The 6,783-nt window shown below is 61.8% G+C and carries 11 protein-coding genes; 6 read left to right on the forward strand and 5 right to left on the reverse strand.

The genetic code is table 11. The features are described from left to right. Positions 1-161: 161 nt before the first annotated feature. The gene (locus tag A9K66_RS16155) at positions 162-1,220 is read right to left on the reverse strand and encodes a PAS domain S-box protein (protein WP_067325207.1); all 1,059 of its coding nucleotides are present in this window, start codon (positions 1,218-1,220) and stop codon (positions 162-164) included. Between the two features lie 32 nt (positions 1,221-1,252). Continuing rightward, positions 1,253-1,498, reverse strand: a complete 246-nt coding sequence (locus A9K66_RS16160) for a hypothetical protein (protein ID WP_067325210.1) — start codon at positions 1,496-1,498, stop codon at positions 1,253-1,255. 128 nt (positions 1,499-1,626) lie between these two features. Here A9K66_RS16160 and A9K66_RS16165 point away from each other — a divergent pair, with 128 nt between their 5' ends. Next, positions 1,627-2,106 carry a hypothetical protein gene (locus A9K66_RS16165; RefSeq protein ID WP_127335287.1) on the forward strand — a complete coding sequence of 160 codons (480 nt, stop codon included), beginning with the start codon at positions 1,627-1,629 and terminating at the stop codon, positions 2,104-2,106. An 11-nt stretch (positions 2,107-2,117) separates the two neighbouring features. Here the strand turns inward: A9K66_RS16165 and A9K66_RS16170 are convergent, their stop codons facing one another. Then, a complete protein-coding gene (locus A9K66_RS16170; RefSeq protein ID WP_067325217.1) occupies positions 2,118-2,528 on the reverse strand; it encodes an HD domain-containing protein in 411 nt (136 codons plus the stop codon). A gap of 219 nt (positions 2,529-2,747) precedes the next feature. Here A9K66_RS16170 and A9K66_RS16175 point away from each other — a divergent pair, with 219 nt between their 5' ends. The 5 genes from A9K66_RS16175 to A9K66_RS30340 all read left to right on the forward strand — a co-directional run bounded on the left by A9K66_RS16175 (position 2,748) and on the right by A9K66_RS30340 (position 4,721). Then, complete coding sequence (locus tag A9K66_RS16175) at positions 2,748-2,951, forward strand: CsbD family protein (RefSeq protein WP_067325220.1); 204 nt, start codon at positions 2,748-2,750, stop codon at positions 2,949-2,951. A gap of 126 nt (positions 2,952-3,077) precedes the next feature. After that, positions 3,078-3,263 (forward strand): hypothetical protein, encoded by a 186-nt coding sequence (locus A9K66_RS16180; RefSeq protein ID WP_067325223.1) that lies wholly within the window; start codon positions 3,078-3,080, stop codon positions 3,261-3,263. 260 nt (positions 3,264-3,523) lie between these two features. After that, positions 3,524-3,721, forward strand: coding sequence for a hypothetical protein (locus tag A9K66_RS16185; RefSeq protein ID WP_067325226.1), 198 nt, complete (start codon positions 3,524-3,526; stop codon positions 3,719-3,721). Between the two features lie 102 nt (positions 3,722-3,823). Further along, complete coding sequence (locus A9K66_RS29590) at positions 3,824-4,003, forward strand: hypothetical protein (protein WP_082953924.1); 180 nt, start codon at positions 3,824-3,826, stop codon at positions 4,001-4,003. Positions 4,004-4,319: 316 nt separating this feature from the next. Beyond that, on the forward strand, positions 4,320-4,721 hold the full coding sequence (locus tag A9K66_RS30340) for a hypothetical protein (protein WP_141247079.1): 402 nt from the start codon (positions 4,320-4,322) through the stop codon (positions 4,719-4,721). Here the strand turns inward: A9K66_RS30340 and A9K66_RS16195 are convergent. Further along, positions 4,617-5,618, reverse strand: a complete 1,002-nt coding sequence (locus tag A9K66_RS16195; RefSeq protein ID WP_067325232.1) for a YihY/virulence factor BrkB family protein — start codon at positions 5,616-5,618, stop codon at positions 4,617-4,619. The genes A9K66_RS30340 and A9K66_RS16195 overlap by 105 nt on opposite strands. 32 nt (positions 5,619-5,650) lie before the next feature. Next, a complete protein-coding gene (locus A9K66_RS16200; RefSeq protein WP_067325235.1) occupies positions 5,651-6,751 on the reverse strand; it encodes a flavodoxin family protein in 1,101 nt (366 codons plus the stop codon). Positions 6,752-6,783: the final 32 nt, after the last annotated feature.

Genomic DNA, 6,783 nt, shown 5'->3' on the forward strand with positions numbered 1-6,783 from the left:
TGCGCACGCTATGTTACATGATGTAATACATTTTTACGGAGCGACAAGGGAACCTTCCGCGGCAGCCGTATTGCGCGCCGTGGCGGCCCGCTCAAGCTCCCGCTGGATCGGGCCGGGCCGTCCCTTTTACGGGAAAGCCCTTCGAGGTGAGGAACGGACTGTCATCCGTAGAAGTCGCTTCCGCTCTCGGCGCCGAGCTGCGGCATGACAATGGCCTCTAGCGGTGCCGTCAGCGACCATTTCAACGCACCGGACGAGCGCTCGAGACTGGAGGAGCCGCTGAGGGATTGCGGCGCCACCCGCTGCAGCACCACGGTGCCAAAACCCTTGCGCGCCGTCTCGTCCGGCTCGCCATTGGCATGGCCATTCGACCTCTCCTGCCAGACAAGGTGAAAGTGGCGCTGCGCCTTCGGGCCGGTCTCGACCGTCCAGGTGATCTCGACATGCCCGCCCTCGCCTGCCAACGCGCCATATTTCGACGAGTTGGTGCCAAGCTCGTGGAAGGCCATGCCGAGATTCTGCACGGCATTCGACTGCAGCGTCAAAAGCGGGCCGGAAAGCGAGATGCGCTCCTCATGACCAAACGGTTTCAGATGTTCCTGGATCAGGTCGAAGAGACTGGCGCCTGCCCATTCCGAGGTGACCAGCAGATCGTGCGAGCGCGACAGCGCCATGATCCGGGCCCGGATCATCTCCTCGAACTCGCTGGGGCTGGCAGAACGCTTGTTGGTTTCCCTGACCATCGACAGGATCACCGCGAACTGGTTCTTCACACGGTGGTTGACCTCGCGCATCAGGAGCCGGATGCGGCGCTCATTTTCCCTTGCGGCGGTGATGTCGCGCGCGATCGTGGAGGCGCCGACGATCTCGCCCGCAAGGCTCCTGATCGGCGACACCGTTACCGAAACGGCAACGAGCGAGCCGTCCTTGCGCTTTCGCATCGTGTCGAGATTTGCCACGCCCTCGCCCCGGCGGATGCGGCTGATAATGTCGGTCTCCTCGTCGTGCATATGCTCGGGGATAAGGAGCAGCATCGATTGGCCGATGGCTTCCTCCGCGCTGTAGCCGAACATGCGTTCTGCCGCGCGGTTCCAGTCGGTGATGGTGCTGTTCAGATCCTTGCCGATGATGGCATCGAAGGACGAATCGACAATGGCGGCCAGACGCGCATTGGCGCTGGCATCTTCAAATTCCCTGCCCCCGGATGTCACCATGGGCATTAGTTAGCGCGGCCGAATCTCATAGCAAGCGGCTAAGCCTTGGAGGGGTCAGGATTTTCGCCATTCCCCTTTGCTGGATCCAGCACGCCGAAATCCTGCGACTTCATGCCGGTCTCGGCTGTCAGGAAACCTTCGGATGCGAGGCCCCTTCGCAGAAGCTCGCGCACGGCGGCCGAGCGGCTCGGCATGCGTTTCTCGAACCGCCAGTTCTCGACTGCCGCCAGTTCCTCTTCCGTCAACATGATCTGCAGCCTTTGCGGCCGCTCCAATTCAACCACCCTAGCCTCCCGCAGGTCATGACACGAATGAGTATGTCACTCACTGCCAGTAAAAGTAGGATTCGGCTCAAAAGACGTCAAGGTCATGCGAGACAACAAAGGCGGGGGACGCTGGCGGTGCTAACGATATGGCTACACCGCATTTGCCGGTCTATGCTAACTTGTTGATTTTTTTACAGCTTTTCCATTTTTTAGTTGCCAACCGAGCGACGTCGGCGCATTATGGCCGGCAGAGGGATGAACCGCCGCGAAAGGAGGTTTTTCCGATGTTACGAGGATTTTCCGACCGGTTGCGCAACGACGCTCACCACAAGGTCCAGCGGGCTTTGCGGGAAAACGGCATCGTCAACATTATCCAACTGTCGGAAGAAATCAGGCTGATGAATCTCGCTGAGAACATTGCCCGCGAGGATATCGAGAGTCTGGTGATGCAGGTGGCTCAGCTCTATGGCGGGGCCATCGAATTCGACGAAGAGGCGCTGACGGCGCTCGACCTGCCCGACGCCTGCCCGGCTGACAGCCGCAACGACCTGGAAAAGGCGTTGCGAGAACGCTCGCTCCTTTCACCCGAGTCGGCGGATCTGCTGCAGGTGAGCGACAAGGGCTAGAGCAATTCCAGTCACTCGCTGGTCAACTCGTCGAGCAGGCGCAGTCCGTTCTCGTACTTCTCGGGGTCGATGCCCGCCTGGTGCGCCTGCCAGAGATTGTCCTTGAGGTCCGCCTGCTTGACAGGCAGCGCAAGCTCGTTGGACGCCGCACGGCAGACAAAGTCGTGCTCGCTTTCGTCCATTCTTTTCGTCAGCGCGTCGACGGCGGCGACGACCGGAAAGCCGAAGCCCTCGGCCTCGAGCCGATCGAGCGTCCACCCCTCGCCTTTCTCGACCACGTCGTGCAGGTAGGCGACGGTTTTCTCGTCAAGCGTTTCGACCGCATCGGCGACGCGTCTCAGATGTTCGATAAAGGGACGGCCGGTCTTGTCTTTCTGGCCGCGATGGGCCTCTTCGGCGATCTTCGCTGCCTGGTAAAGCATGATCTCCTCGATCTATTGGAAGCCCGCCCCAACGGGACAACGAGACGGGCAGGATTGGGTCCCGACCCGGTCCGCCGGCACGCCTTGCAGGGGACGGCGCGCCATACTGCGGCAGAACATGAGCAGCGTTCAAATGTTCCCTCGTGTCCGGCCGAAAAACAGGAACCCGCGGCCCGCGCAGTCGTTAGCATTTACGCAAACACAAAGGAGGTCTGCACCATGGATTGGAACCGCGTCGAAGGTAACTGGAAGCAGGTCAAGGGCAAGGTGAAGGAACAGTGGGGCAAGCTCACCGATGACGACCTCGACCGCATCGCCGGCAACCGCGAGCAGCTCGAAGGCAAGATCCAAGAGCGCTACGGCATCGAGAAGGATCGCATCCGCCGCGACATCGACGACTGGGCGAATCGCCAGGGCTGGTAAGATCCGCCGCCGGATGAAATGAGCCCGCAGCCCCGATCGGGGCTGCGGCGTCGAAAGCCAGAAATTTTGATTTCAGAACAGGGACGTTATATTAGTTGACTAAGCGATTCGCGGCACGGTGAACCGATGGCCAAGAAGAAATCGAGACCGGCCTTGTCCGTTATCGCCGCAGCCTCGCGATCGGAGGCTTCCGAAGCGATTTATTTTGCCCGCAAATGCGGCCTTACCCCCGATGAAGCCCTGCGGATAATGCGCGAGGCGCTCGTGACCGTGGGGCCTAAGCCTTCCGGCGCCGGAAAGCGGAAGCGCTAGGCGCCATCGCCTCGGGCGATCGGATACGATCTTTCTCAAACCCGCAGCGGACTTCGGCCAGGATCACAAGTGCTGTGCTCGGCGGCAAAGCCCGGGGTTCCAAACCGCTCCGTCCGTGACGCGAGAAGGTTCCGCTTGATGGCAGGGTGACACAACATGTGACCCCGCCGCCAGCGCTTATCCGCAACTCCCAAACCCAGGCCAGCGTTTGTAAGCGCGGACCACGCTTTCACTTTCACCTGTCATCGGGAGGGAGAGCTATGGTTTTTCCGGGTTTCCTCGACCCCGAGGATTTGGTCATCCTCGCAGCCGCTCTCGACGACTACTGCCGCACATTTCGCATACCGTCGGACAGTGAGGAGCGGCTTCATGCGGCAAGGCACGCGCTGATTTTGTTTGAGAACGGCTGCCGCGATCCGGTCGAATTGAGTGAAAAGCTCAAGGCCAAACGCAAGTAGCGCAAGCCGGCGCGAACTTTAGGTTCGCCGGCGCCCTGCCTCTTGCCGCCAAAATGAAACATACGGCCACCTCGAAAGTTCTTGTCTGAGAGGAGGCGCGCCATGGTTGGAAATGATGGAAAGCAGGTGCAGCAAACGGAGGCCGATGTCCAAATGCTCGCCCACCGGTTGGCAAAGGACGCGGACATTTCGGAAAACGATGCCCGCGAGTTGATCAAGCTAATCGGAACCGACTGGCCTTCGCTGCTGCGCGAAGCCCGGTTCCTCAAAAGCCGACACTGATGCTGCTTGCCGGCCAGGCGTCCCGCGATTCTTTGCGAGCTGCTTCAGCGCCTTGAGAAAAATCGGAGCCGCCAGATCGCATTTGTATTTGGACGGTCCATTGGTCTGGATGACGATCTCAGCCTGCCTCAGGGTCAGGCCGTGCTTTTGGGCGAATTCGAGCGGTTGATAGGCCTGCTCCCAACCTGGCCCTGTCTTTGGCATCGTGACGACTTCCTCCCGCGATTGATACGTGAGGCAACGCATTCGGCCGGACAAGGTTTCAACGGCTCGCACACAGCGGCGAAACCGCTGCCAAGCGCCTGGCACTGGGTGCATGGAACTTCGGTTGCCGCTGATTGTTGCACCTGAAAGGCGGGCCGGGATGACCATATCGTCGCTGCATCTGCTCAAAGGCATAGGCTATTCGATCTCAACGGTAAGCGTGATGCTGCTGGCGATCGTCAGTTGGGAGCACGTTTCGCAAAATCCGTTGCTGATTGCCTGCCTGCTTGGCGGCGCCGCCACCTCGATCATCGGGATGTTCTGCCGCTGGCTTTCCTACGAAGTCGAAAAGCGTCAGCAGGAGCGACAGGCAGAGAACGGCCAACTCTCGAACCGGCGGCCAGCAGCGTCACCCCTGCCGCCAGCGCCGGAACTCCGAGACCAGCACCGTGATCAGGCTGCTGAGGACGATCCATCTGACGACCTCGCCGTCCGGCACGCCCGGTTGCGGTGACCTGCCTGACCTTGACGTTTCGTCGCTGGCCGCCACCACGGGCGCGAGATCCTGCCGGCTGCCGCTCCGCACCGAATAGGCGCGGGTGATCTCGGCACCGAAGAGGAAAATCTGTGCCGAATAGTAAACCCAGACCAGCACGACCATCAGCGCGCCGGCAGCGCCATAGGACGTGCCGATGGCGCTGGTGCCGATGTACCAGCCGATCAGCGACTTGCCGATGGTGAAGAGCAGCGCGGTGACGATGGAACCGACGCCGACGTCGCGCCATTTGAGCCTGCGGTCCGGCAGGACCTTGTAGATCGCCGCGAAGAGCAGCGCGATCAGCACGAAGGAGACGATCGTGTTGATCGCGCTCACGATCAGCTCGCCGAACGGCAGGTGCTGGTTGATGACCTCACTCAGCGCCGAGATCGCCGTGCTTGCGGCGAGCGACACCAGAAGCATGAAGCCAAGAGCTGCCACCAGCCCGAGGCTTGCCGCCCTCGCCCGCACCAGGCGCGAAAGCGAAACGCCGCTGGGCTTGACCTTCCATATCTCGTTCAACGACTGCTGCATCTCTCCGAAGACGCCGGAGGCGGTGACAAGCAGCGTGATCAGCCCGATGAGGGTGGCCAGCGTGCTGGACCCGCGATGCGCGGCGGTCTCGATCACCGCCGTGAGGAGTTCGGCGCTCTGCGGGCCCATCACCCCCGCGAACTCAGCCGAAAGCGCGAGCTGCGCGGCGTCGTTGCCGATGACGACGCCCGCGATCGCTACCACGATCAGAAGGATCGGCGCCAGCGAGGTCGTGGCGTAGAAGGCCATCGCCGCGCCATGGCTCAGCGCATTGTCGTTGACATAGCCGGTGATGCTCTCTTTCAGCACAACCCAGGCTTCCTGGAACCAGCGCTGCATCTTCCTTCCCGTCGGCTGCTTCTCCTCGTCGGCTATTTGGGGCGCGGATCCTCGAGCCCGGCTCCGATGGTCTGGAACGAACCCGCGCGACGCTTCTCGACGGCTTCGGCGAGCGCCAGCGCGGCATTGCGGACTTCCGTCTGCACGGCATGGTCGGCGTCGAGCTCGTCATGGCTCGTCGCATAGGGCTTCCAGTAGCCAATGTAGCGGTCGAGCTCGGCAGCCTCGCCCACCGGATCGAGCTTCATCGAGCGCAGCCAGTCGGCGAGGCTGTGGCGCACCCTTCCGGCACCTTCGGTGTCGCCATGCACGATTACGGAGAACAGCCGGCCGGCGAGATGGCGCGGATAGTCCCAGCCGGCAAGCTCGACCTTCTTGGCGAGCGCGGCATCCTTGCCCTGCGTCAGCGAAGGATCGGGATTGCCGCCGTCGGCGCAGACAAGCCGGTCCATCATCAGCTTCACCGGCGAGGAGGAATGGAACCAGTTGACCGGCGTGACGATCATGACGCCATGCGCCTCGACCCAGAGCGGATAGATGTCGTTCATCCAGTCACTGACCTGCCCGAGCGAATGATTGGGGTAGCAGGAACACGGCCAATGGCAGAGCGCGGCCGCCGTCGAGAAGCACGCCTTGCAGGGAAAGATCCTGCGGCCGTATTCGGAGGCGAGCCGCGCAAGGTCGAGAACCTCGATCGCGAAGCCCGGTCTTGCTGCAATGGCGCTGCGCGCCAACTCGACAAGGCGGAAGGTCTTCGACATTTCGCCCGGGCACGTGTGCTCGCTGCGCGAGGAGCCGTTTATGAGCAGGATGCGGGACGGCGCGGTCTTGTCCTCGTACCGGCGCTGTGCCGCTTCGACCGCTTCGTGCGCGGCGAACCAGTCGACGGAGAGATCATAGTCCGGATCGTGGAAGCCCTGTCCCGCCTTTCTGGTGATCGGTGCCTTGCGTTCTTCGCTGTAGGCCTGCCAGGCGATCTCGGCCAGCCTGCCAATGGCATCCGCCTCCGGCTGAAAGGCCGGATCGTAGAATTGTCTCAGATAGCGTGCCTTGAATTCGCTTTCGCCAAGACGCGGGCTCGGCATGCCTTTGCGCGGCTTAGGGCTCTTGCTGAAATCTGTGCTGTTTGCCATGCGCCCACGCCCGAGTTGGGCGGGCCGGGTGG

It is taken from the genome of Mesorhizobium sp. AA23 (assembly GCF_001672435.1).
In the GTDB taxonomy this organism is placed as follows: domain Bacteria; phylum Pseudomonadota; class Alphaproteobacteria; order Rhizobiales; family Rhizobiaceae; genus Mesorhizobium.